The sequence below is a fragment of the Pseudomonas sp. p99-361 genome (genome assembly GCF_003935475.1).
Lineage (GTDB): Bacteria > Pseudomonadota > Gammaproteobacteria > Pseudomonadales > Pseudomonadaceae > Aquipseudomonas > Aquipseudomonas juntendi.
In genome coordinates this window covers 60,071-83,020 of record NZ_RHQO01000015.1, presented here as the reverse complement: position 1 = coordinate 83,020, position 22,950 = coordinate 60,071, and the positions used below count along the sequence as shown (strand labels likewise).

The window sequence follows — 22,950 nt, the reverse complement described above, 5'->3', positions numbered from 1 at the left end:
AGCGGCGGCACCTGTCAGGTGCGACAGTCTGCCGCACTGTCGGCACGAAGGTTTTTGATAGCAGGTTGCCGTGCGGGGTGCGGCATCCTGTCGCAGGGTGGCGGTGTTCTGGTGCCGTGCTACGTTGAAGCTGATTCGGTGTTTTACTCTTGGCAGGGTTTTTCACCGGGTCAAACAAAAGCCGGGACGCTTTACCGTTCCGGCTTTTGTTCTTAAGCACTGCCGACAGTATCGCGTGCTCCTTCAGCAGGTTTCAGCGTGGCGCTTACGCTTCGGTCTTCACACCTTACTTGCGGCCGCCAGAGCAGCAGCTTTTTTACTGAAGTCGGCTACTAGCTCAGCCATTGCCGCTTTCACGCCTGCTGGTGCCGTCTTCATTGAACCTGCGTTGAATGGCGGTTCGGGGTCGTATTCGCTCATCAGCTGCGCGCATTCGGCGTAGGTCTGGCCCCGTAGCTCGGCCACCATTGCTAAACCAAAGTCCAAGCCTGCGGTAACGCCCGCTCCAGTGATCCTGTTGCGATCGCGTACTACGCGTGCATCAGTCGGAATTGCGCCGAACCCGGACAGCGCATCTCGACAGGACCAGTGGGAGGTAGCCTTGTAACCCTGCAGCAATCCTGCTGCCCCCAGGATCAGCGAGCCTGAACACACGCTGGTGATGTATTTGGCTCGGGCGCCACGGTCGGCAAAGAACGCCAAGGTGTCTGGGTCTGATGCAGCGGCAAGGGTGCCATCGGTGCCACCCGGAGCAAACAGTACTGTCAGATCGCGCGGGCAGGTCTCAAAGGTTGTGTCTGGAATCACCGTCAACCCCGCATCACTGGTCACCGGAGCGAGTGACTTGGCGACAATGTGTATCTTCGCGCCCATCAGTGAACCGAACATACAGTGTGGGCCGATAAGATCCATTACCGTCATGCCGGGATACACCAGCATGCCGATCTGTTCATCGCCCATCCACTTCACCTTGTCCATATCGGGCCCCATGCTGGGAATGGGGTGTGCGTGAGGCATTGATTCTGTTGCACTAGCTGCGAGGGCAGAGTTGCTCATCATCGGTGCGAGCAAGGCGCCGAGCAGCAGGTTACGGCGTTGATGGTCGATCATCTCGGGTTCCTTAAAAGCGAGCACTGAGGGTGACGTACGCAGAACGCGGCTGCGTTGGCAGCACCAATGGCGAGCCAAGATACTGATACGTTTCATAGACCTCGCGCCCAGTCAGGTTTACGCCGGACAGCGACACGCTGTAGCGGTCGAAATCATAGGAGACTTGGGCGTCGAGCAGTGCGTAGCCAGGGACCGAGACGGTGTTGGGCAGGGTTAGTTCGCGGGCACTGAGCGCCGTCACGCCTGCGCCGAAAGACAGGCCCTCAGCTGCTCCGTCGAGAATGCGATAGCGCGCAGCCAGGCGACCACTGTGCTTCGGCACACGTGGCAGACCGTCACCGACAGGAATCGTATTGTCCTCGCGTACTTCGGCCTGGGTATAGGCGTAGTTAGCGAGTATCGACACCGCCGGCGTCGGCTCCCAGGTCAGATCCGTTTCGAAGCCACGGGCCCGCTGCTCTCCACTCTGGACGCTATAGCCCATCACTGCATTGGCCGGGTCTGGGTCAGGTGTCGCAACGTTACGTCTTGTCTGCTCGAACAGCGCAAGGGTTCCGGACAGGCCAATATCAGTGAATGCGAGTTTCACGCCAGCTTCATAGTTACGGGATAACTCGGGCTTGGGTGCTTCCAGGCCGGTGAAGTTGAAAGCGCCGCGAAAGCCTTCAGCGTAGGCAACATAAAGGGCCAAGCTTTCGGTCAAGTCATAGGTTACGCCTAGGCGTGGAGTCGCTCGGTGGTAACGCTTGTCGATATCGCCAACAACGCCTTCTTGTTTGAGGTCGATACTCGTAAAACGCAATGATGCAAGGAGGTGCCAGCGCCCATAGGTGGCCTGATCTTGAAGGTAGAGCGCGCTAGTCCGGTAGTCATTCGTGGTTGCGCTGCCTGCCGAGAGCACCGGGGTCGTGCCGTAATCCAAGTCATAGACGGGATTGGCCAGATCCAGCTCTCCTACATATTCGGCACCCGACATCGCTGACCAGAAGTGCGTATTGTCGTAGGTTGCTCCTACCAACAGTTCATGCTGTCCGCCCAGCGCGTCAACGTTGAAGGCCAGGTTGGCGTCCAGAGTGCTTTCACGGATGTTGCCTGGCAGGTAAAGCTTGTAGATCGAGTAAGTGGTCGGCGCTGCTGCCGGGTCAGCTGCACCCAAAGCCCAACTGCCATAGTCCCGGGCCTGCATTTCATAGTATTGGCCGGTGACAGTCAGGCGCGTGTTGTCGTTGAAGTGGTGGGTCAGTTCCGCTGTGCTCAGGCGGTTTTCGACGGTTGTATGCGGTTGCCCATGGCCTGCACCAGGAAAGGCATCGCGATCAATCTGCCCGCGCAGGGCCTGCTCCGCCGGCAGTCCGGAGTACTCCAACTGGCTACGTTTGTCATACTGGCCACGCAGTAATAACTCGGTGTCGGGAGATAGCTGGAAGGCGATGCTTGGCTGTATCGACCAGCGTTCGCCCTCGACTTGATCAATCCAGCTGTCGTTTTTCTGATACTCGGCTGAGAGGCGGGCTGCGATATTGTCATTGATCGGTGTATTGAGATCTATCGCCGGATTGACCGTGTCGAAACTGCCGGTTCGCATCGACAGAAAAGCGCTCGGCTCGGCTTCAGGTCGCTTTTTTACCACATTGATCAGGCCACCCAGCGGTGCACCCAGGCCTCCGCCATACAGCGTCGAGGTAGGCCCTTTGAGAACCTCCACCCGCTCGACGCCAATCATGCTGGTAGGGTCGATGTACGCTGCTGTTCCCCCGAAAGCAGGCATGCCATTCATGTAAATTTCTGCTGGGAAGCCCCTGACAATAGGTTGGGTGAACAGGGTTTCTTCCGGCCTGGTGGGGCGGACGCCGGATACGTTGAGCAGTGCATCACCCAAAGTGGCACTGGACTGCTCTTCGATCAGTGAGCGGGTAATAATCTGCACTGACTGCGGCACTTCCTTTACTGGAGTGTCGGTGCGAGTGGCAGATGTCGAGTTGGCTTCGCTGTAGCTCGTACGCTGCCCTTTGACGATTACAGGTTCAAGTGTCCAGCTGGCCTTGTCCTGTTGTGTCGCAGGAGGTTCGGCAGCAGCAACAACGGCAGTATCGCTAGCCTGTGCAGCGTTATGCAGGGCCAGGCCCGCGGTCAGGCATATGGCATGACGCACGAATTGGAGTCTGAGGTGGTTGGAGGGCACGCGCATTAGGGAGCTCTTTGAGGAGAGGAACGGGCGGCCGGCTTTTGTTGTGTTTCACACCCGTATGGGTTCGTACTTCGCCAACCTAGCTGAGAACGTAGTGTAGGTAGCGGATGTTGATCAGTTGGACTGCGACAATAGACCACACCCCGGTGAGCGTGGCCGTGTTGGCGTTATTAAAGCTGGGGTGTGAGGCAAGTTCACATGGTGCCGTGGCAGATTGTCGCATCCTAGTGCTGCCTGGTTCCTTGAACCCCCCGTGTTTGATTTTCCACCTCACAGCAGGGTCACCGGTACAGGTTCGTTTGCGGCTCCTCGCCACGATCGTGTTGACCGCTATCTGTGAAAGCATTGCCTGTCGAAGACGCTGCTACAACGCGGCGGTTGACCAGTACTGGCGGTGGAGGAGCCTCCAAGGCGCGTAGGCTCTGGGTGCGACAGTTTTAATTCTCTACGCCATTGCTGCGAACCGTAATTTTGGGCAGTTGCGACAGTTTTGCGTTTTCTTTGAACTGTGCTGAAAGCCACGGAAGCCGGGGACCTTTCGCGACAGTTTTAATTCTCCAAATCCAGAGCTGGTTTCCGGCAATAAAAGTGGTACCGCGACATTAAAAGCGGTCATGCGCGATCGCGGCCTCCTGGTGATCCAGGCTCCGCTCCCGTCCACCACTGGCACTGCTGGGGGGGCGCAGTAGCGCCCCAGCCGAGCACCCCATAGAGCGGTGGCAACCACACCAGCACCGCGGTCGCGGCTTGGATGGCCTGCAGCCGCTTATTCTGGCACCAGTGCTCTTGGTTGGCTGTGGCCAGCTGTGCGGCCTGGGCAGGCTAAGAAGGAATTTCCATGCTCCACAGCAACTACCTCAAACAGTTGGATCTGCAGGACATCGTGGTGTTTCTCAACTTGCTGGAGTTGCGCAGTGCCAAACGCACCGCCGAGCTGATGAGCGTGAGCCAGCCGACGGTCAGTTATTGTTTGAAGCGGCTGCGCGGCTGCTTTGACGACACGTTGTTCTCTTCATCCCAAGGGTTACTGCAACCGACCAGCAAGGCCGAGAAGATCGCGCCTTATTTGCGCGTGGTGGTCGAGTCGGTCAACCGCTGCGCGGAAGACGAATATCAAGCATCTGCCCAAGCCGTGCGTAAGATCTGGCGGTTCTGCGCGCCGGAGTATTTCGAGTTGTCGTTCCTGCCGCAAACCCTGGCGATGCTGTCGCACACCCATGCCAATACTTCGCTGCACCTCGACCGCCTGAGCCGTGACCTGCCTGTGGATCAGCTAATGTCAGGGGAAATCGACATCGCGATCGGCTTCGGTCCGGGCTATCACCAGATGCACCCGGAGTTGCAATGGCAAGCGCTGGTCAACGACGACTTTGTCTGCCTGACCAGTCAAAACGGGTTGGCCAACGACGCGGCCATGAGCCTGGATGAATTCTGCGCCTCGCCCCACGTATTCCCCACACCGTGGATTTCGGAAAAGAACATGGTCGACAGCTGGCTGGATAAAGTCGGCCGTTCGCGCGATGTGCTGGTGCGCGCCAATGGTTACCAAGCGTGCGTGAACATCGTTGCCGCGGTACCGGCCACGCTCGCACTACCGGCGCGCCTGTTGCCGCATCTGCGCATACCGTCATCAGTGAAAGTCTGTCAGCCGCCGCTGGGTTTCCCAACGTTCACCTTGGACATGATCTGGGCGCGCGACCGTCGGAACAGCAAAGATATAGCCAGCCTGCGCAAGTTGATCGAACAGGTGGCCGAGGTGTCGTTGACGGCACCATGAAACAGGCTTTTAAATTTTCACCACGCTTTTAGATTTCTTAAAACCAGCCAGCCGCTCATTTCTCTTATCGTGTGGTCACCGGGTAGCGCAAGACCTACCTGAGTTCCACGCTTTCACGGAGGAATGAGTCATGCTGGCGTACGCCCACCTGTGGTACTTCCCTTTTTCCAACAACCGACGGGCCTCGGTGGTTGTGCTCGGCTCGAGCTTCTCGGCGTTTCTGCTATGGAATGTGTTCGGCCCACACATCGTCCAGGAACGCCTGGGGCACAGCGCGCAATACTTCGGCACCACCGCGCTGGCTGTGGGTAGCTGCTACCTGGTCGGCACCCTGGTCAACCGTGCGCTGATCCGGCAGGTCAAGCCACGGCTGCTGATGTGAGCAGGAATGGCGGTGTTTCTGCTCGGCGTGGTGACGATCGCCACGCAGGCCGAGGACATTCACCTGGTCTCGATCCTGGGCGGCATCATGCTGGTCGCGTTCGGTCAGGGCTTCATCTTCTCCAACGCCATGGCCAACTCGATGTCGCTGCTCCCCGACCGCGCCGGTGTTGCCGCCAGCCTGCAAGGCTGCCTGATGCTGGTATTCGGGTCATTGGCCTCGGCGCTGGTCAGCGCTTTGCCACTGACCTCGAGCCTGGCAATTGCCTGCGTGTTTCTGGTGCTTTGGTTGATCTCGTTGTCGGGCATGCTGAGCGTGCGCGTGGCGCGTATCTGTTGCCGGGGTCTGCAAGGCAGCGCTGAGCAGTATTCATCAACCAGCAGGATCGAGTAACTGCAACGCACCAAACGCTTGCCTGCGCCGAAGGGGGAAGCAGCGGACGCAAGCTCCCGCTCGCTGTTACCCTCGGCGTAGTCGACTCAAACCTGCATGGCCATGCCATCCACATTCATCGCTGCCTGGCGCAACGCTTCGGAGCGGGTGGGGTGGGGGTGGCAGGTGAGGGCGATATCTTCGGCCGAGGCCGAGAACTCCATGGCCACGCAGAATTCACCGATCATTTCGCTGACGCTCGGGCCCACCAGGTGCACACCCAGCACTTCGTCGGTTTTGGCATCGGCAAGCACCTTGGCGAAGCCTTCGGTCTCGTGGTTGATCTTGGCGCGGCTGTTGGCCGTGAAGGGGAATTTGCCCACTTTGTATTCACGCCCTTCGGCCTGCAGCTGCTCTTCGGTCTTGCCCACGCTGGCCAGCTCCGGCCGGGTATAGATCACGCCAGGGATGAGGTTGTAGTTGACCTCGTGCGGTTTGCCGGCGATGCGCTCAATGCAGGCCACTGCTTCGTCTTCGGCCTTGTGCGCCAGCATCGGCCCGGCAGTGACGTCGCCGATTACCCAGAGCCCGGGCACTGAAGTGCGGTGGTGTTCGTTGCCAAGCATGCCGCGCTTGTCGGTTTCCAGGCCTGCGCTTTCCAGGTTCAGGCCTTTGGTATAGGGGCGGCGACCGATCGCCACCAATACATAATCGGCTTGCAGTGTTTCTGCCGCGCCACCCGCTGCAGGCTCCAAGGTCAAGGCCACGCCGTCGGCGCTGGCGGTAGCCTGGGTCACTTTGCTGCCCAGCTTGAACACCATACCTTGCTTGGCCAATGCCTTCTGCAGGGTCTTGGCGGTTTCGCTGTCGGTGCCAGGGCAGATGCGATCGAGGTATTCGATGACCGTGACCTGGCTACCCAGCCGGCGCCACACCGACCCCAATTCGAGGCCGATCACCCCGGCACCGATGACGACCAGGTGCTTGGGCACCTGCGGCAGCGACAGCGCGCCGGTCGAGTCGATGATGCGCTGGTTGTCGATGGTCACGCCTGGCAGCGGCGTTGGCTCGGAACCGGTGGCGATGACGATGTCTTTGGCCTGCAGCGTGGTTTCGCTGCCGTCCTGCGCCTTCACGACCACTTTGCCGGCGCCATCCAGGCGCCCCCAGCCCTTGACCCAGTCGACCTTGTTCTTGCGGAACAGGTACTCGATGCCTTTGGTCAGGCCGGCCACGCTCTCGTCCTTCTGCTTCATCATCTGGGCGAGGTTCAGCGTGGGTTTGACTTCGATGCCGAGGTGGGCGAACGCCTCACCGCTGGCGGCTTCGTAGAGTTCGGAAGCATGCAGCAGTGCCTTGGACGGCATGCAGCCGACGTTCAGGCAAGTGCCGCCCAAGGTCGAGCGGCCTTCCACGCAGGCGACACTGAGCCCAAGTTGGCCAGCGCGAATGGCTGCGTTGTAGCCGCCAGGGCCACCGCCGATGATCACCACGTCATAGGTTTTCATGGTTCAACTCCAGGGATGTAGAAATGCGACAGGGGCATTAGGTTAGGCTGAGCCCGTGGAATTGTATACAATTCGCTGCGCATACCAGCGCAGCAGGGACTAGACCATGGTCTGATCGGGAGGAAACATCCCATGGATGAACTACTCTGATTCGACGACGTTCGAAATTTCGGGCGTCGTGGCCAATTACGGATAGGAGGGTCGTTCATGCTTGCGCAACTTCCACCGGCACTGCAGAGCTTGCATCTGCCGCTGCGGCTGAAACTCTGGGACGGCAACCACTTCGATCTCGGGCCCAGCCCGCAGGTCACCATACTGGTCAGAGAACCCCAGTTGATCAGCCAGCTGACCCACCCGAGCATGGACCAGTTGGGCACGGCATTCGTCGAAGGCAAGTTGGAGCTTGAAGGCGATATCGGTGAGGCCATACGCGTTTGCGATGAGCTGAGTGAGGCACTGCTTACCGACGAAGACGACACGCCGCCCCAGCGCCTGGCGCATGACAAGACTACCGACGCCCAGGCCATTTCCTATCACTACGATGTTTCCAATGAGTTCTACCAGCTGTGGCTGGACCAGGACATGGTGTACTCGTGCGCTTATTTTCGCGAGCCGGACAACACCCTCGATCAGGCGCAGCAGGACAAGTTCGAGCACCTGTGCCGCAAGCTGCGGCTCGATGCGGGCGACTATCTGCTCGATGTGGGCTGTGGCTGGGGAGGGCTGGCGCGTTTCGCCGCCCGTGAGTATGGCGCCAAGGTATTCGGCATCACCCTCAGCAAAGAACAGTTGAAGCTCGGCCGCCAGCGGGTCAAGGCAGAGGGTCTGAGCGACAAGGTCGATTTACAGATTCTCGACTACCGCGACCTGCCGCAAGACGGCCGCTTCGACAAGGTTGTCAGCGTGGGCATGTTCGAGCATGTCGGCCATGCCAACCTGGCGTTGTATTGCCAGAAGCTGTTCGGTGCGGTGAGGGAAGGGGGGCTGGTGATGAACCACGGCATCACCGCCAAGCATGTGGATGGTCGGCCGGTGGGGCGAGGTGCAGGCGAGTTCATCGATCGCTACGTGTTCCCACATGGTGAGCTGCCCCACCTGTCGATGATCAGTGCCAGCATCTGCGAAGCAGGGCTGGAGGTGGTGGACGTGGAGAGCTTGCGCCTGCACTACGCCAAGACCCTGCACCACTGGAGCGAGAATCTGGAGAACCAGCTGCACAAGGCGGCGGCACTGGTCCCCGAGAAAACCCTGCGCATCTGGCGTTTGTACCTGGCCGGGTGTGCCTATGCGTTCCAGAAGGGCTGGATCAACCTGCACCAGATTCTGGCAGTGAAGCCCTATGCCGACGGGCATCACGACCTGCCCTGGACACGCGAGGATCTGTACCGCTGACACCTACCTCTGGCCGGCGGCACCGGTTACAGGATTGGGGATATCAAGCGTGCAATGCGCATCCCCAATTGCTGTAGCCGGTGGGTGTCGCGGCTGTCCTCAACGGTTATCTCTCGCGCCTGCTCGAAGTCTTCATTCAACATACGTTCCACCTGGTCGGCAAAGCCACGGTCGACCGTCAGCAGGGTGATCTCGAAGTTCAGGCGGAATGAACGGTTGTCCAGGTTGGCACTGCCGATTGCGCTGACCTCGTCATCTACCAGTACCACCTTCTGGTGCAGGAAACCCGGCTGGTAGCGGAACATGCGTACGCCTGCGCGTACCGCTTCGAAGGCAAACAGGCTGGAGGCGGCATAGACAACCCGGTGGTCGGGGCGTGCCGGGATCAATACGCGCACATCCACCCCTCGCAGTGCTGCCAGGCGCAATGCCGCGAACACCGCTTCGTCAGGGATGAAGTAGGGGGTGGTTATCCACACCCTGCGCGTGGCGGAGTGAATGGCTTCAAGGAAGAACAGTGCGCAGGTTTCCTGTGGGTCCGCCGGCCCACTGGCCAAGGCCTGGCAGAGCACGCCGTCGTCCGGGTAGGCATCTGGCAGAATCAGCGGCGGCAGCTGGCGCGAGGCCCAGTACCAGTCTTCGGCGAACGACTCTTGCAGGCAGGCCAGCACTGGCCCGCCGATCTGCACATGAGTATCGCGCCATGGTGAAAGCTGCGGGTCTTCACCCAGGTACTCGTCACCTACGTTATGCCCGCCGATGAAACCGACCAAGCCATCCACCACCACGATCTTGCGATGGTTGCGGAAGTTGACCTGAAAGCGGTTGAACCAACCACGCCGGGTGGCGAAAGCGTGAACCTGTACGCCGCCATCACGCAGCGCCTGGCTATAGCTGGCTGGCAAGGCATGGCTACCGACACGGTCGTACAGCACAAAAACCTGAACCCCTTCAGCCGCCTTGCGCAGCAGCAGGTGCTGTAACGCCTTGCCGAGTTTGTCGTCATGGATGATGAAGAACTGCACCAGCACCACATCGCGGGCTTTTTCGATGGCCGCGAAAATGGCATCGAAGGTGGCCTTGCCATTGATCAGCAGCTTCACCTGGTTGTTCGCCAGGCAAGGCATGCGCCCCAGTTTGGGCATGGCGCGTAGCGCGGCGTAGCTTTCCGACTCGCGGGCGGTCAGGGCTTCTTCAACCCATGGTCGCCAGTTGAGGTTGGCCATTGCAACGTGCATTTCCTGGTTGGCTTGGCGCCGCGCCTTGATATACGCATTGAACGAACGGGCGCCGAACACCAAGTACGGTATAAGGGTGAAATAAGGAATGAAGAACAACGGCATCGCCCAGGCAATTGCGCCTTGGGCCGTGCGCACCGTGAACAACGCGTGCAGTGCGGCTACTATACCCAGTAGATGAATCAGGCCAATTACATAACCAAAGAAATAGGGGCTGTGGTAATCCATATGCATCCTGCTCACCGAGTACTGTTGGCTAACAGAACACGTTCCCGGTGCACCTTGCAACCTGCGGATGGTTTTGGCGTCTAAGGCTCAGCCCGGCCCGCTTGGCCGGCTTTTTTCAGGAGTGTTCACCCATGAAGATTCGTCTGCCACTGTTGGCCCTGGTCCTCGGTATGAGCAGCCCGCTGGTGCATGCCCAGATGCTGCAACCCGGTTTGTGGGAGCTGACCACCAGCAACATGCAGGTCGATGGCAAGCCGTTACCTGACATGGGGTTCATGCTGGGCCAGCTCAAGAACCTGCCGCCGGAGCAGCGCGCGATGATGGAAGGCGTGCTGGCCAAACAAGGGGTGACGGTGGCTGGTAATGGCGTGCGTTCCTGCCTGACCGCCGAACAGGTGGCGACCAACGACATCCCGCTGCAGGATCCCAAATCCGGTTGCACGCAGAAAATCACTGACCGTACCGGCAACGTATGGAAGTTCGAGTTCAGTTGCCCGAAGGCACAGGGCAGTGGCCAGGCGACGTTCCTCAGTGATCGGGAGTTCACCACCCAGGTCAGTGGCACCTTCAACGCGTCGGGTGTTCAGCAGCAAGGCAGCATGAACACCCGTGCGGTGTGGCTGGGCAGTGATTGCGGTACGGTCAAGCCGCGCAGTTGAGGTCCCACTGCCACTGGCTGGTGGCAACAGCGTCGTGGGCATGCAGGCTTTCTGCATGTTCCACCCGCAGCCTGAAAGCAGCACTCCACTCCAATTGTCGCAGCGCCTGGTGCAGGCGCCGGGCAGCATCTTCACAGAACATCAGGTTTTGCCCGTTGGCTAAAGCGAAGGCCTGTTCGTCTGCACGCTTGACCGCAGTCTGTACCGCTGTGCCCAAGGTCATTTCGATGCAATCAATCAGCTCGGTAATCGGCAGATCACGCTGGCTGCTGCGCAGCCGTACCTGAATTTTCGCGCTACTGCGTTGGCTATGTGGGGTAGCGACGATGCCTTCGGCAGTGCCCAGCCAGTTCATTACCGCCGCGGTGTCGACCTGCGACCCGGGGAATTGCTGTTGGAACTGCTGTTGTATCAGTTGCCTGGCAAGCGCCGCCGAACATGGACAGGTGGACGAATAGGGCACGCTAACGGATAGTTCCACGTGGAACATTTCATTCTCGATGCGTGCATCGATGGTCACGGGATAGCTCTTCCAGCCTGCCAATGGGCTGATCAAGGCTGGTCTTTTAAGCAGGTGATCAAAGCCCAGGCGCAGATAAGCAGCGGAAGACAGCCCTTCGTGGCTGGTCAAAAAATCCGCCAAAAGCTGCCGAACTGCCAGCGGCGTAAGGGGCTGGTTTTCCAGGGCCTCCAATGCAAGGTAGAGCCGCGACATGTGGATGCCACGTGAGTGGCCGTCTATCAAACTGACGCCTGCGTCGACGGTGGCAGCAGCGGGGCGCCCTTCGAACTGCACGGGCAGGGCTATGCCACACATGCCCACCCAGTTCAGTGGCAAGGCGAATGCATGAGTCTGTGAGGCGATATCGGGGAGCGTGTGCTGGTTCATTGGGGTTTCCACAGAAAAAGGTGTCAGCGGCAGCCGCCGATCATGCTGCAATGCACATTGAAGCGTTGCCCGCTGGAACTGGACACCCGGTTCAACGTGGTCCAGCCTACGCGGCGGCTGTAACCCACCCAGGCTTCGCCATCACTGGCCAGGCCGGTGAAGAAGGTCAACGAACCGTAACGGCTGTTGGTTTGAGCCCATAGCCGCCGCGTGACCGAGTCGAAACCGCGCAGGTAAAGCTCATTGCCGTGCGTGCGTACGCTGTAGTAACTCCCTTTGCCGTCCTGGCACGAGAGCAGCGTGGCGCTGCGGGTACACAACGCCAGTGCAGTGCTCTGCGGCATGGCAACCAGTGAGGTGGGCATGGCGAACAACACCAATGCCATGGCGCGTGACAGTTTCATGTTTTGTCCCTGGTGAGCATTCGTCCGTCGAGAACGACTTGGCGAAATTGTATTGTTACTTTATAACATTGTGCAATGCATCGTTTCGAATGCGCTCGCCTGAAGGGGTTTCGCCATGTCCAATCGTCTTCCCGTTACTGTGCTGTCCGGCTTTCTGGGTGCCGGCAAAAGCACGTTGCTCAACCATGTATTGCGTAACCGTGACAACCTGCGGGTTGCCGTCATCGTCAACGACATGAGCGAAATCAACATCGATGCCAGCGAGGTGCAGCGCAACGTCAGCCTCAACCGCGCTGAAGAAAAGCTCGTAGAGATGAGCAACGGCTGCATCTGCTGCACCCTGCGTGAGGACCTGCTGGAAGAGGTAGCGCGGTTAGCCGCAGAAGGGCGCTTTGACTACCTGCTGATCGAGTCCACGGGCATTTCAGAGCCACTGCCGGTAGCAGAGACTTTCACCTTTCGCGACGAACAAGGCCGCAGCTTGTCCGACATGGCCCGGCTGGACACCATGGTCACGGTGGTCGATGGCCTGAACTTCCTGCGCGATTACCAGGCTGCAGACAGCCTGGCCAGCCGTGGCGAAACATTGGGCGAGGACGATGAGCGCTCGATCAGCGACCTGCTCATCGAACAGGTGGAATTTGCCGATGTACTGCTGCTGAGCAAGATCGACCTGATCAGCCAGCATGAGCGCGAAGAGCTCGTGGCCATTTTGCGCAGCCTCAATGCGCGGGCAGAGATCGTGCCGATGGTCATGGGCCAGGTGCCACTGGAGCGCATTCTCGATACGGGCCTGTTCGACTTCGACCAGGCGGCCCAGGCGCCAGGCTGGTTGCAGGAGCTACGCGGCGAGCACGTACCGGAAACCGAAGAGTACGGGATTGCAGCCATGACCTGGCAAGCGCGGCGCCCGCTGCATCCACAACGGTTCTACGACTTTATCCACACGCACTGGAGCAACGGCCGCTTGCTCCGTTCCAAAGGGTTTTTCTGGTTGGCCAGCAAGTACCAGGAAGCCGGTAGCTGGTCGCAAGCGGGCGGGATGATGCGCCATGGGCTGGCGGGGCGCTGGTGGCGCTTCGTTCCGCGCGACCAGTGGCCTGAGGATGTGGATAACACCAGTGCAATCCTTAAGCACTGGACCGCTGAAACCGGCGATTGCCGCCAGGAATTGGTGTTCATTGGGCAGAACATCGACTTTGCCAAGTTATCCACAGCCCTTGACGCGTGCTTGTTGACCGACCAGGAAATGCAGCTTGGGCATATGGGCTGGTTGCGGCTGCCCGATCCATTCGGACCGTGGCATGCGGAGTCCGCAGCATGAGCCTGGCATTCAGGCCTGTGGATATCTTTCAGGTGTGTGGCGAAACGCCGCAGACATTGGCTGAGGTCCTGCAGGATGGTGTCAACCTGGCCGTGTGGCGGCGGCGGCTGCCGGCGCAGTTGCAGGACTTTGCCGAACTGGTACTCAGCCTTGGCCAGCCTTTGACCGACCAACGGGTAATCGAGGTGGACGAGCAGCACGCGCCGGTCCTGCCGGACCTGCTGCGCGAAGCCGCTGACCTGCAAGGCTATGAGTCATTTGTAGCCGATGTGACCTGGCTGGTCGCGGCCTACACCTGCCTGGTGGGTGCGCGCCGTGTGGGTTTACGCCTGCGCGTGCTGAATGGCCCCATGTGTCCGCGCTTCCATGTGGATAACGTGCCATTGCGCTTGCTCACAACCTACGTGGGGCCGGGCAGTGAATGGTTGCCTGAGGCAATCAGCCCCCGGCGGGAGTTATACACAGCACAGCCCCCTGTGGATAAAATTCAAACCCTGCAAGCCGGTGATGTCGCGCTGCTCAAGGGCGAGAAATGGCAAGGCAACGAAGGCGCAGGTCTGGTTCACCGCTCGCCTTCGGGCCAGCAGGGGCGTCTGCTGCTGAGCCTTGACTGGTTGGCCTGACGGCGCATAGTTAGGCTTTGCCACTGTTTGAACCAGGCCATGCTGCAGAACATACCTACCCACGTGATTGCCGGCCCGCTCGGCGCCGGCAAAACCACCCTGATCCGCCATTTGCTGGCGCAGCGGCCGCCCAATGAGCGCTGGGCGGTGCTGATCAATGAATTCGGCCTGGTTGGCCTGGATGCGGCGTTGCTCAGCCGGGATGAAGACGGTGTTGCCATTGGTGAAGTGGCCGGTGGTTGTCTGTGCTGCGTGAACGGTATGCCGTTTCAGGTCGGGCTAGGGCGTCTATTGCGCAAATCACGCCCTGACCGTTTGTTCATCGAGCCTTCAGGTTTGGGTCACCCGTTGCAATTGCAGGCACAGCTGCAGGCAGCGCCATGGGCTGGAGTGCTGACAATTCAGCCACTTGTCATGGTTTTGGATGCTCAAGCGGTGGTTCGCAACCAGCGGCTTTCCGATGCGCAACAGCAGGCGTTGAACGCCTGCGAATGTGTGATTCTGAATAAGTCAGAGGCTGTGGATGAATCATCTAAATTGTTGATAAGTAATAAGTTTTGCGACAAGAGAGTGCTGTGGGCGGTGCAGGGTGAAGTAGCGTTTCGTGGCCTACCCCAGGCACCTTCACAGATTGTTGACAGCCCGCTTTCCGCCGTCAGGATTGTCGACAATCTGGAAATAACCCCAGGTGCGGTCTGGGCCGACCCCACCCAGCCGGTCTGCCTGGCCCAGCAAGGTGAGGGGGGTTGGAGTATTGGCTGGCGCTGGCACCCCAGCCAGCAGTTTTATCCACAGCGGCTAAGCACGTTCTTGCAGAATTTACCGTGGCGCCGCGCCAAGGGGGTTATCCACAGCCCGGAGGGATGGCAGGCTTTCAACGGGCTGGATGGGGGCTTGCCCGCCTGGCAGCCCAGCGAGTGGCGCCGGGACAGCCGCATCGAGCTGATTTTCGATCAGGCGCAATCGCAAGCGGCGCTGCAGGCCGCTTTGCGTGAATGCTGCATCAGCTGATCAGTTACGCCAGCGGTTGTGTTCCTGGCGCCATTGCTGCATCTCGATAACGTTGTCGGTGCGCGGCGGGGTCTTGATCTCGAACGGGTAGGGTGCCAGTTCTATCTGCACGCTGTGCGCACCGAACTGTGTCACGCTACCGGGGTGGCGCTGCTCGCCAGTGACGGTGAACTCGAAGGCATAGATGCGGGCCAGGCGCTTGCGGCCATTGGCATCGCGCACAAAGCCGATGCGCTTGAGCGCCACGGCGTCGTCAAGCAACTCGAGGTCCAGTTTGGCGCAATGCTGTTTGACCCGTTCTAGGGCTTTCTCGCGCAACCCATGGTTGTGCCACAACCAGGCGCCTGCCGTGGCTACCAGCATCAGGACGAAGAGGTTCTCCAGGGTCAACATTTGCTTATGCTCCAAACAGGTAGATCCAGCTTAACTGCGTCCCTGGCCTGTCGTACAGGTGACAATCGAGTTCATACTGCGTCGCGCACCATTCTTTGAAACAGCTTTGGAAAACACCCGCATGAAACGTACTCCGCACCTGCTCGCCATTCAGTCCCATGTGGTGTTCGGCCACGCCGGCAACAGCGCCGCGGTGTTCCCCATGCAGCGGATCGGGGTCAACGTGTGGCCGCTCAATACCGTGCAGTTCTCCAACCACACACAGTATGGCCAGTGGGCGGGCGATGTGCTTGCTCCAGCGCAAATTCCTGCGTTGGTCGAAGGTATTTCCAACATCGGTGAACTGGGGCACTGCGATGCGGTGCTTTCCGGGTACCTGGGCAGTGCCGAACAAGGGCGGGCGATTCTGGCCGGGGTACAGCGGATCAAAGCGGTGAACCCCAAGGCGTTGTACCTCTGTGACCCGGTCATGGGGCACGCCGAGAAGGGTTGCATCGTACCGCCAGAGGTCAGCCAGTTCCTGCTCGACGAAGCGCTGGCCAAGGCCGACATCCTGTGCCCCAACCAGCTGGAGCTGGACAGCTTCTGTGGGCGCCGCGCGCAGTCACTGGAGGATTGCGTGCACATGGCGCGCAGCTTGCTGCAGCGCGGGCCGCAGGTGGTCGTGGTCAAGCACCTGGCCTACCCCGGGCGGTGCGAGGACCAGTTCGAAATGCTGCTGGTGACGGCCCAGCACTGCTGGCACCTGCGGCGCCCGCTGCTGGCGTTTCCGCGTCAGCCAGTGGGGGTCGGCGACCTGACTTCCGGGCTGTTCCTGGCCAGGGTATTGCTGGGCGACAGCTGGGTGCAGGCATTCGAGTTCACTGCCGCCGCGGTGCATGAAGTGCTGTTGGAAACCCAGGCCTGTGCCAGCTACGAGCTGCAGCTGGTACGGGCCCAGGATCGCATTGCCCACCCGCGTGTGCGCTTTGAAGCGCGGTTGCTGGCGTTTTAAATAGCGTCGGTTTTCAGGTCCTGGTAGCGCTTTTCCAGTTCCTGGCGGATCTGGCGGCGCTGCTGCCCCTGCAGGAAGCGGCGCTTTTCTTCGCTGCTTTGCGGCTGACGCGGCGGTACCGGCACAGGGCGGCGATTGTCGTCCACCGCGACCATGGTAAAGAAGCAGCTGTTGGAGTGGCGCACCGAGCGCTCGCGAATGTTCTCGGTCACCACTTTGATGCCCACTTCCATCGAGGTATTGCCGGTGTAGTTGACGGACGCCAGGAACGTCACCAGCTCGCCCACGTGTACCGGCTCGCGGAAGATGACCTGGTCCACCGACAATGTCACCACATAGCTGCCTGCATAACGGCTGGCGCATGCATAGGCCACTTCGTCGAGGTATTTGAGCAGGGTGCCGCCATGTACGTTGCCAGAAAAGTTGGCCATGTCCGGGGTCATCAGGACGGTCATGCTCAGCTGGGCGTTTCCAGGTTCCATAAGGTGCTCACGGTTAGGTTGCGCTGAATCGGGCGAATGGAGGGGGTGATCTGCTGACACGGGTTTTCCCTCTTGTGAATTTGCCTCGTTGCTACGGGACGTTGCCGGGGGCGTAGCGGTCACGCTGATCATGCCATCAGCGGCGCTTTTCCAGCCGATCTGTTTCTGCATATTGCGCCGGCTTTTTGCAGCCGATCGCGATGTTAACCTGAGTACGCCCATGCACCATGGGCGTTCCTGCATTCAATACAGTATGTACTTGCTGCTCGCTCAGGTTTGCCCCGGCAGAGGAGCGGTTTGCCCAGGCATTCATAAAAGACGAGAAAAGGAGTATCACGCCATGCATGCCATCAGCTTCATCCAGGACCTGGCAGTCATCATGCTGGTCGCTGGCGTGGTCACCATCCTGTTTCACCGCCTCAAACAGCCGGTCGTGCTTGGTTATATTGTCGCCGGCTTCATCATCGGCCCGCACACCCCGCCATTCGGCCTTATCCACGACGAAGACACCATCAAGACCCTCGCCGAGCTGGGGGTGATCTTCCTGATGTTCTGCCTGGGGCTCGAGTTCAGCCTGCGCAAGTTGTTCAAGGTGGGCGCCACGGCGTTCATCGCGGCGTTCCTCGAAATTGTGCTGATGATCTGGATCGGCTTCGAGATCGGCCGCTGGTTTGGCTGGAACACCATGGACTCGCTGTTCCTGGGTGCCATCCTGGCCATTTCCTCGACCACCATCATCGTCAAGGCGCTCAACGACCTGAAGATGAAGAACGAGCGCTTTGCCCAGCTGATCTTTGGCGTGCTCATCGTCGAGGACATTCTTGGCATTGGCATCATTGCCCTGCTCTCAGGTATCGCCGTCAGCGGCACGGTCAGCTCGGGGGAGGTATTCTCCACTGTCGGCAAGCTGTCGTTGTTCATGATCGTTGCCTTGGTCATCGGTATTCTGCTGGTGCCGCGCCTGCTGGCCTACGTGGCCCGGTTCGAGAGCAACGAGATGTTGCTGATTACCGTGCTGGGGCTGTGCTTCGGCTTCTGCCTGCTGGTCGTCAAGCTGGAATACAGCATGGTCCTGGGCGCCTTCCTGATTGGCGCGATCATGGCCGAGTCACGCCAGTTGCTGAAGATCGAGCGCCTGATCGAACCCGTACGCGACCTGTTCAGCGCCATTTTCTTCGTCGCCATCGGCTTGATGATCGACCCGCAGGTGCTGGTCGAATACGCTTGGCCGATTGTGGTCATTACCCTGGCGGTGGTATTGGGCAAGATGGTGTCCTGCGGCATGGGCGCGTTCATTGCCGGTAACGATGGGCGTACCTCGCTGCGCGTGGGCATGGGGCTTTCGCAGATTGGCGAGTTCTCCTTCATCATTGCCGCGCTGGGCATGACCCTGCAGGTAACCAGCGACTTCCTGTACCCCGTGGCGGTCGCCGTATCGGCTATCACCACCCTGCTTACGCCCTACCTGATCCGCGCAGCCGACCCGCTTTCGCAAAAACTGGGCAATGTCGTGCCCGGGCGCCTGGCGCGGGTGCTGTCGTTGTATGGCGAGTGGTTGCGCAACATTCAACCGCAGGGCGAGGGTGCCATGCTCGCGGCAATGATCCGGCGCATCCTCCTGCAGGTTGGGGTGAACCTGGCGCTGGTGATCGCGATCTTCTTCAGCGGCGGCTATTTTGCCGGGCGCATCGGTGACTGGCTCAGCGAATGGGTCAGCGACATCAGCCAGCAGAAGGCGATGATCTGGGGCGCGGCGTTGTTGCTGTCGCTACCGTTCCTGATCGCGGCCTACCGCAAGCTCAAGGCGCTGTCGATGCTGCTGGCCGAGATGGGCGTGAAGCCGGAAATGGCCGGGCGGCATACCCAGCGGGTGCGGCGAGTGATTGCCGAAGTGATTCCGCTGTTGTCGTTACTGGTGATTTTCCTGCTGTTGTCGGCATTGTCAGCGAGCATCTTGCCGACCAACGAATTGCTGTTGGTGATTGCCGTGGTCGCTGCGGTGGTGGTGGCCTTGCTGTGGCGCTGGCTCATTCGCGTGCACACGCGCATGCAGATCGCCTTGCTGGAAACGCTGGAGAACAGCCGCGAGAACTCGCACTGAGTGCCAGCCGGCCGCAGCGACAGCGGCGCCTACCGGTTCACCACACGCTTGGCCGTTGTGGGTACCTGTAGGCGCCGCTGCACCGGAATTGGTGGGGAAGATCAGCTTTCCAGCCACACATCCCGTGCCCAGTGCCACACCGATTCCCAGCTGTCCTCACCGACCAGCTCTTCCTCGGCATCCCACAGCACCACGGTGCCATCTTCCTCTACGCAGTAGTAGTTGGCGCCGTCCTGGCACAACGGGATCAGCTCACGCGGTACGCCCGCATCCCAGGCGTTGGCTGCCACCTCGGGCAGGTAGGTGTGCGACTGTGGATCGGTACAAGTTACAGGCTCCAGTGAGCCGTACACCACATCGCTCACAGTCAGCAAAAACTCTTTGAACACGTATGGAATGTTGATGAACAGCTGCTCTTCTATCTCTACCAGCTGGTCCTCATCGGGAAGCTCCAAAGGTACCGGCACCGGCTCGTTGGCTTCACGGAGTTGTTCGATCACTTCTTCCACGGTTCACTTCCTCTGACCTAGATGACAACTTTGCGCGTTATACCCTAGTAGGCCACTCTGACAAAAGCAAAAACCCCGGGGCAAGCCCGGGGTTCTTGGTACGGCGCGCAGCGGTTAGCTGTTTTGACGGATACCGGCTACCAGCCAAGGCTGGTTCTCACCTGGGGCACGCACCATGTGCCAGCTTTCGCTGAACAGTTCGCCCTGGTCGAAGCGCGAGTTTTTCGACACGCCGCGGAAGGTCAGGGTGGCGTCGGTGCGGTCTGGGCGGTCATCGACGCCGTCCAGTTGCACTTCGAGGTTATCGATGTAGGTGGACTGGAAGCCATCACCCAACTCGGCGCGCTCACGCTTGAGGAACTCAAGCATCTGCGGCGTGACGAACTCGGCGATCTTGTCCATCTCGTTGGCATCCCAGTGCTGCTGCAGCGACTGGAAGTGGTTGCGAGCGGCGGCCAGGAAGCTCTGTTCGTTGAACCAGGCAGGGGCGTTGATCACCGGGGCGGCGGCAGCCGCGGCCGAACCACCGAACACCGACGGCTGGGCAGGCTGGCCGTGGGCTTCACGCTGCATAGGCGCGTGGCCTGGCATGGCCATTTGCGGTTGTTGCTGGCGACGACGCGCGGCAATGAAGCGGAACACCAGGAAGGCGATGAGCGCCACGATCAGGAAGTCCATGATCTGGAAGCCCTCGAAACCGTCGCCCATGAACATGGACGCCAGCAGACCGCCGGCGGCCAGGCCAGCGAGTGGGCCCAACCAGCGCGAAGCACCGCTGGCGGCCGGGGCGGCACGACCAGGTGCGGTCGGCGCGGCGGCTGGCGCGGTTGGTGTGGCCTGGCGGGTCTGGTGAATAGGCGCGGAGCCCGAGCTCTTGCCGCCGCCGAAACGCTTGGCGTTGGCGTCCAGGCTCAGCGTCAGGCCGACGCAAAGCGCCAGTGCGATGCTAAGAAAACGTTGCATAATTGGGATATCCCCTGTTGTGGATTGCACGCGCGTCATGGTGCACAGGTTCCCGGGCACATGACCAGCGACATAATGTTTCCAGCTTTTGCCTGAATGTTACAACGCCGGCACCATCGCCCTTGAGCGCGCCCCCAAAAAGGCAGCCGCTGCAAGGAACGGTACTGGCACAGACGTCAGATCGCCTCGAGTTTGGCATACCCCAACATCAGCCATTTGCTGCCTTCGGCAAAATTCACCTGCACCCGTGCCTGGGCGCCGGAGCCCTCGAAGTTGAGGATCACACCTTCGCCAAACACCGCGTGCTGCACCCGCTGGCCGAGGTTGAAGGCGGTTTGCGGGATGTTGGCATTGTCGAACAGGTGGCTGTTGGTGGCTGTCTTGGGGGCGCCGAACGGGCGGCTGACGCTGTTGGAAAGGCGTACTTCCTGAACCAGCCCCGGTGGAATTTCGCGAACGAAGCGCGACACCTTGTTGTAGGTTTCGCTGCCATACAGGCGGCGTGTCTCGGCATATGTCATGACCAGTTGGCGCATCGCACGGGTGATGCCGACATAGGCCAGGCGGCGTTCCTCTTCCAGGCGGCCAGGTTCCTCGAGGCTCATCTTGTGCGGGAACAGCCCTTCTTCCATGCCGACCAGGAATACGTAGGGGAACTCCAGGCCCTTGGCGCTGTGCAAGGTCATCAGCTGGATGCTGTCCTCATGTTCGTCCGCCTGGCTGTCGCCGGCTTCCAGCGAAGCATGGCCGAGGAAAGCCGAGAGCGGAGAGAGGTCGGCATCTTCTTCGGTGGATTCGAAGTTGCGCGCTGCGCTGACCAGTTCCTCAAGGTTTTCTACCCGTGCCTGGCCCTTTTCACCCTTTTCTTCCTGGTGATAGGTAATCAGCCCGGACTGCTCGATGGTGGTCTGGGTCATGGTATGCAGCGGCATGTCCGCAACCTTGGCAGCCAGCCCTTCGATCAGTTCGATGAAGGCCCCCAATGCACTGGCGGCGCGGCCTTTCAACGCCTTGGCGGCGATCAGCTGGCACATGGCCCCCCACATGGAAAGCTGGCTGTGGCGGGCGTGCTCGCGGATGGCTTCGACGGTTTTTTCGCCAATGCCGCGTGGGGGTACGTTGATTACCCGCTCCAGTGCGGCATCGTTGCCACGGCCTTCGATCAAGCGCAGGTAGGCCATGGCGTTCTTGATTTCGGCGCGCTCGAAGAAGCGTTGGCCGCCATAGATGCGGTACGGCACGCGTTCGCGCAGCAAGGCTTCTTCCAGCACCCGCGACTGGGCGTTGGAACGGTACAGGATGGCAATGTCGTTGCGCGCGTTACCCTGCTTGATCAGGCCTTCGATGGTTTCCACCACGTAGCGCGCTTCGTCGTGCTCGTTGTAGGCCGCATACAGGGTCAGGGGTTCGCCTTCACCCAGGTCGGTCCACAGCTCTTTGCCCAAGCGCCCGCTGTTGTTGGCAATCAGCGCGTTGGCAGCCTTGAGGATGCCGCCGGTGGAGCGGTAGTTCTGCTCCAGGCGGATCATTTCGGCGTCGGGGAAGTCGGCGGTGTACTGGTGGATGTTCTCGATCTTGGCGCCGCGCCAGCCGTAGATCGACTGGTCGTCATCGCCCACCGCCATCAGGCTGGCGCCACCGCGCGCCAACAGGCGCAGCCAGGCGTACTGCACGGCGTTGGTGTCCTGGAACTCGTCGACCAGCACGTGCTGGAAGCGCCGCTGGTAATGCTCCAGCAGGCCCGGGTGGTCCCGCCACAGGTCCAGTGCGCGCAACAGCAGCTCGGAAAAATCGATGACCCCGGCGCGTTCGCAGGCCTGCTCGTAGGCGGTATACACCTCGCGCATGGTGGCCAGGAACAGATCGCCACCGGCCTGGATATGTTGCGGGCGCAGCCCCTCGTCCTTCTGGCCGTTGATGAACCACTGGGCCTGGCGGGCCGGCCACTTCTGTTCATCCAGGCCCAGCTCGCGCATTACCCGCTTGATGAGGCGCTGTTGGTCGTCGCTGTCGAGGATCTGGAAGTTCTGCACCAGCCGCGCTTCCTGCCAGTGTGCCCGCAGCAGGCGATGGGCCAGGCCGTGGAAGGTGCCGACCCACATGCCAGCTGGGTTGATGCCCAGCAATTGCTCGATCCGCTGGCGCATTTCCGCGGCGGCCTTGTTGGTGAACGTCACCGATAGGATCGAGTGCGGCGAGGCCTGCTCTACCTGGATCAGCCAGGCGATACGGTGCACCAGCACGCGGGTTTTACCGGAACCGGCGCCGGCAAGCACCAGTTGACGCCCGAGCGCGGCCGCTACGGCCTGGCGTTGGGCATCGTTGAGGGAGTTCAGCAGGAGGGAGAGGTCGTCTGTGTGCATCCGGCCATTCTAGGGCGCGGCAGGGAAGGGGTAAATGGTA

22 protein-coding genes are annotated in these 22,950 nt (G+C 60.3%); 10 read left to right on the top strand and 12 right to left on the bottom strand.

Going from position 1 to position 22,950, the window contains the following annotated elements:
• Positions 1 to 279: 279 nt before the first annotated feature.
• Together EGJ22_RS09620 and EGJ22_RS09615 are read right to left on the bottom strand one after the other, a co-directional pair.
• Positions 280 to 1,110, bottom strand: coding sequence for a DJ-1/PfpI family protein (locus EGJ22_RS09620; protein WP_029886466.1), 831 nt, complete (start codon positions 1,108 to 1,110; stop codon positions 280 to 282).
• 10 nt (positions 1,111 to 1,120) lie between these two features.
• Positions 1,121 to 3,298, bottom strand: coding sequence for a TonB-dependent siderophore receptor (locus EGJ22_RS09615; protein ID WP_125920184.1), 2,178 nt, complete (start codon positions 3,296 to 3,298; stop codon positions 1,121 to 1,123).
• Positions 3,299 to 4,136: 838 nt separating this feature from the next.
• Here EGJ22_RS09615 and EGJ22_RS09610 point away from each other — a divergent pair.
• From EGJ22_RS09610 to EGJ22_RS26455, 3 genes are all read left to right on the top strand, one after another.
• A complete protein-coding gene (locus tag EGJ22_RS09610) occupies positions 4,137 to 5,075 on the top strand; it encodes a LysR family transcriptional regulator (RefSeq protein ID WP_029886464.1) in 939 nt (312 codons plus the stop codon).
• Positions 5,076 to 5,205: 130 nt separating this feature from the next.
• The gene (locus tag EGJ22_RS26460; RefSeq protein WP_223809616.1) at positions 5,206 to 5,457 is read left to right on the top strand and encodes a hypothetical protein; all 252 of its coding nucleotides are present in this window, start codon (positions 5,206 to 5,208) and stop codon (positions 5,455 to 5,457) included.
• 6 nt (positions 5,458 to 5,463) lie between these two features.
• Complete coding sequence (locus tag EGJ22_RS26455) at positions 5,464 to 5,850, top strand: hypothetical protein (RefSeq protein WP_223809615.1); 387 nt, start codon at positions 5,464 to 5,466, stop codon at positions 5,848 to 5,850.
• An 86-nt stretch (positions 5,851 to 5,936) separates the two neighbouring features.
• On the opposite strand, the gene lpdA is transcribed toward EGJ22_RS26455, so the two are convergent.
• Positions 5,937 to 7,337 (bottom strand): dihydrolipoyl dehydrogenase, encoded by a 1,401-nt coding sequence (gene lpdA / locus EGJ22_RS09600; RefSeq protein ID WP_029886463.1) that lies wholly within the window; start codon positions 7,335 to 7,337, stop codon positions 5,937 to 5,939.
• A gap of 207 nt (positions 7,338 to 7,544) precedes the next feature.
• Here lpdA and cfaB point away from each other — a divergent pair, with 207 nt between their 5' ends.
• Positions 7,545 to 8,729, top strand: coding sequence for a C17 cyclopropane fatty acid synthase CfaB (gene cfaB / locus EGJ22_RS09595; RefSeq protein ID WP_029886462.1), 1,185 nt, complete (start codon positions 7,545 to 7,547; stop codon positions 8,727 to 8,729).
• A gap of 26 nt (positions 8,730 to 8,755) precedes the next feature.
• Here the strand turns inward: cfaB and cls are convergent, their stop codons facing one another.
• Entirely contained in the window at positions 8,756 to 10,195 is a 1,440-nt protein-coding gene (cls, locus tag EGJ22_RS09590; protein WP_009683545.1) for a cardiolipin synthase, read from the bottom strand.
• A gap of 131 nt (positions 10,196 to 10,326) precedes the next feature.
• On the opposite strand from cls, the gene EGJ22_RS09585 reads away from it, so the two are divergent.
• Entirely contained in the window at positions 10,327 to 10,854 is a 528-nt protein-coding gene (locus EGJ22_RS09585) for a DUF3617 domain-containing protein (RefSeq protein ID WP_009683544.1), read from the top strand.
• Here the strand turns inward: EGJ22_RS09585 and folE2 are convergent.
• On the bottom strand, positions 10,838 to 11,743 hold the full coding sequence (folE2, locus tag EGJ22_RS09580; protein WP_029886461.1) for a GTP cyclohydrolase FolE2: 906 nt from the start codon (positions 11,741 to 11,743) through the stop codon (positions 10,838 to 10,840). The two genes, EGJ22_RS09585 and folE2, sit on opposite strands and share 17 nt — an antisense overlap.
• A 23-nt stretch (positions 11,744 to 11,766) precedes the next feature.
• Complete coding sequence (locus EGJ22_RS09575) at positions 11,767 to 12,147, bottom strand: hypothetical protein (protein ID WP_029886460.1); 381 nt, start codon at positions 12,145 to 12,147, stop codon at positions 11,767 to 11,769.
• 115 nt (positions 12,148 to 12,262) lie between these two features.
• Here EGJ22_RS09575 and zigA point away from each other — a divergent pair, with 115 nt between their 5' ends.
• Genes zigA through EGJ22_RS09560 form a run of 3 tightly spaced genes read left to right on the top strand, consistent with a single transcriptional unit; the run spans position 12,263 to position 15,105 of the window.
• Entirely contained in the window at positions 12,263 to 13,471 is a 1,209-nt protein-coding gene (gene zigA, locus EGJ22_RS09570) for a zinc metallochaperone GTPase ZigA (RefSeq protein WP_064314234.1), read from the top strand.
• Entirely contained in the window at positions 13,468 to 14,094 is a 627-nt protein-coding gene (locus EGJ22_RS09565; protein WP_029886458.1) for a DUF1826 domain-containing protein, read from the top strand. The genes zigA and EGJ22_RS09565 overlap by 4 nt, the downstream gene beginning before the upstream one ends.
• 39 nt (positions 14,095 to 14,133) lie before the next feature.
• Complete coding sequence (locus EGJ22_RS09560; protein ID WP_029886457.1) at positions 14,134 to 15,105, top strand: GTP-binding protein; 972 nt, start codon at positions 14,134 to 14,136, stop codon at positions 15,103 to 15,105.
• Here the strand turns inward: EGJ22_RS09560 and EGJ22_RS09555 are convergent, their stop codons facing one another.
• Positions 15,106 to 15,498, bottom strand: a complete 393-nt coding sequence (locus tag EGJ22_RS09555; RefSeq protein WP_009683538.1) for a DUF3301 domain-containing protein — start codon at positions 15,496 to 15,498, stop codon at positions 15,106 to 15,108.
• 121 nt (positions 15,499 to 15,619) lie between these two features.
• Between EGJ22_RS09555 and pdxY the strand changes: the two genes are divergently transcribed.
• Positions 15,620 to 16,492, top strand: a complete 873-nt coding sequence (gene pdxY / locus EGJ22_RS09550) for a pyridoxal kinase PdxY (RefSeq protein WP_029886456.1) — start codon at positions 15,620 to 15,622, stop codon at positions 16,490 to 16,492.
• Here the strand turns inward: pdxY and EGJ22_RS09545 are convergent.
• Both EGJ22_RS09545 and EGJ22_RS09540 read right to left on the bottom strand, forming a co-directional pair.
• Positions 16,489 to 16,974: an acyl-CoA thioesterase gene (locus EGJ22_RS09545; RefSeq protein ID WP_009683536.1), complete on the bottom strand. Its 486-nt coding sequence runs from the start codon at positions 16,972 to 16,974 to the stop codon at positions 16,489 to 16,491. The genes pdxY and EGJ22_RS09545 overlap by 4 nt on opposite strands.
• 136 nt (positions 16,975 to 17,110) lie before the next feature.
• Positions 17,111 to 17,320, bottom strand: coding sequence for a hypothetical protein (locus EGJ22_RS09540; RefSeq protein WP_125854445.1), 210 nt, complete (start codon positions 17,318 to 17,320; stop codon positions 17,111 to 17,113).
• Between EGJ22_RS09540 and EGJ22_RS09535 the strand changes: the two genes are divergently transcribed.
• Complete coding sequence (locus tag EGJ22_RS09535) at positions 17,315 to 19,075, top strand: cation:proton antiporter (protein WP_029886455.1); 1,761 nt, start codon at positions 17,315 to 17,317, stop codon at positions 19,073 to 19,075. The genes EGJ22_RS09540 and EGJ22_RS09535 overlap by 6 nt on opposite strands.
• 101 nt (positions 19,076 to 19,176) lie before the next feature.
• On the opposite strand, the gene EGJ22_RS09530 is transcribed toward EGJ22_RS09535, so the two are convergent.
• The 3 genes from EGJ22_RS09530 to uvrD form a co-directional block, all read right to left on the bottom strand.
• Positions 19,177 to 19,584 carry an SMI1/KNR4 family protein gene (locus EGJ22_RS09530; protein WP_009683533.1) on the bottom strand — a complete coding sequence of 136 codons (408 nt, stop codon included), beginning with the start codon at positions 19,582 to 19,584 and terminating at the stop codon, positions 19,177 to 19,179.
• Between the two features lie 114 nt (positions 19,585 to 19,698).
• The gene (locus EGJ22_RS09525; protein ID WP_029886454.1) at positions 19,699 to 20,547 is read right to left on the bottom strand and encodes a Tim44 domain-containing protein; all 849 of its coding nucleotides are present in this window, start codon (positions 20,545 to 20,547) and stop codon (positions 19,699 to 19,701) included.
• 176 nt (positions 20,548 to 20,723) lie between these two features.
• The gene (gene uvrD / locus EGJ22_RS09520; RefSeq protein ID WP_009683531.1) at positions 20,724 to 22,910 is read right to left on the bottom strand and encodes a DNA helicase II; all 2,187 of its coding nucleotides are present in this window, start codon (positions 22,908 to 22,910) and stop codon (positions 20,724 to 20,726) included.
• Positions 22,911 to 22,950 lie beyond the last annotated feature (40 nt).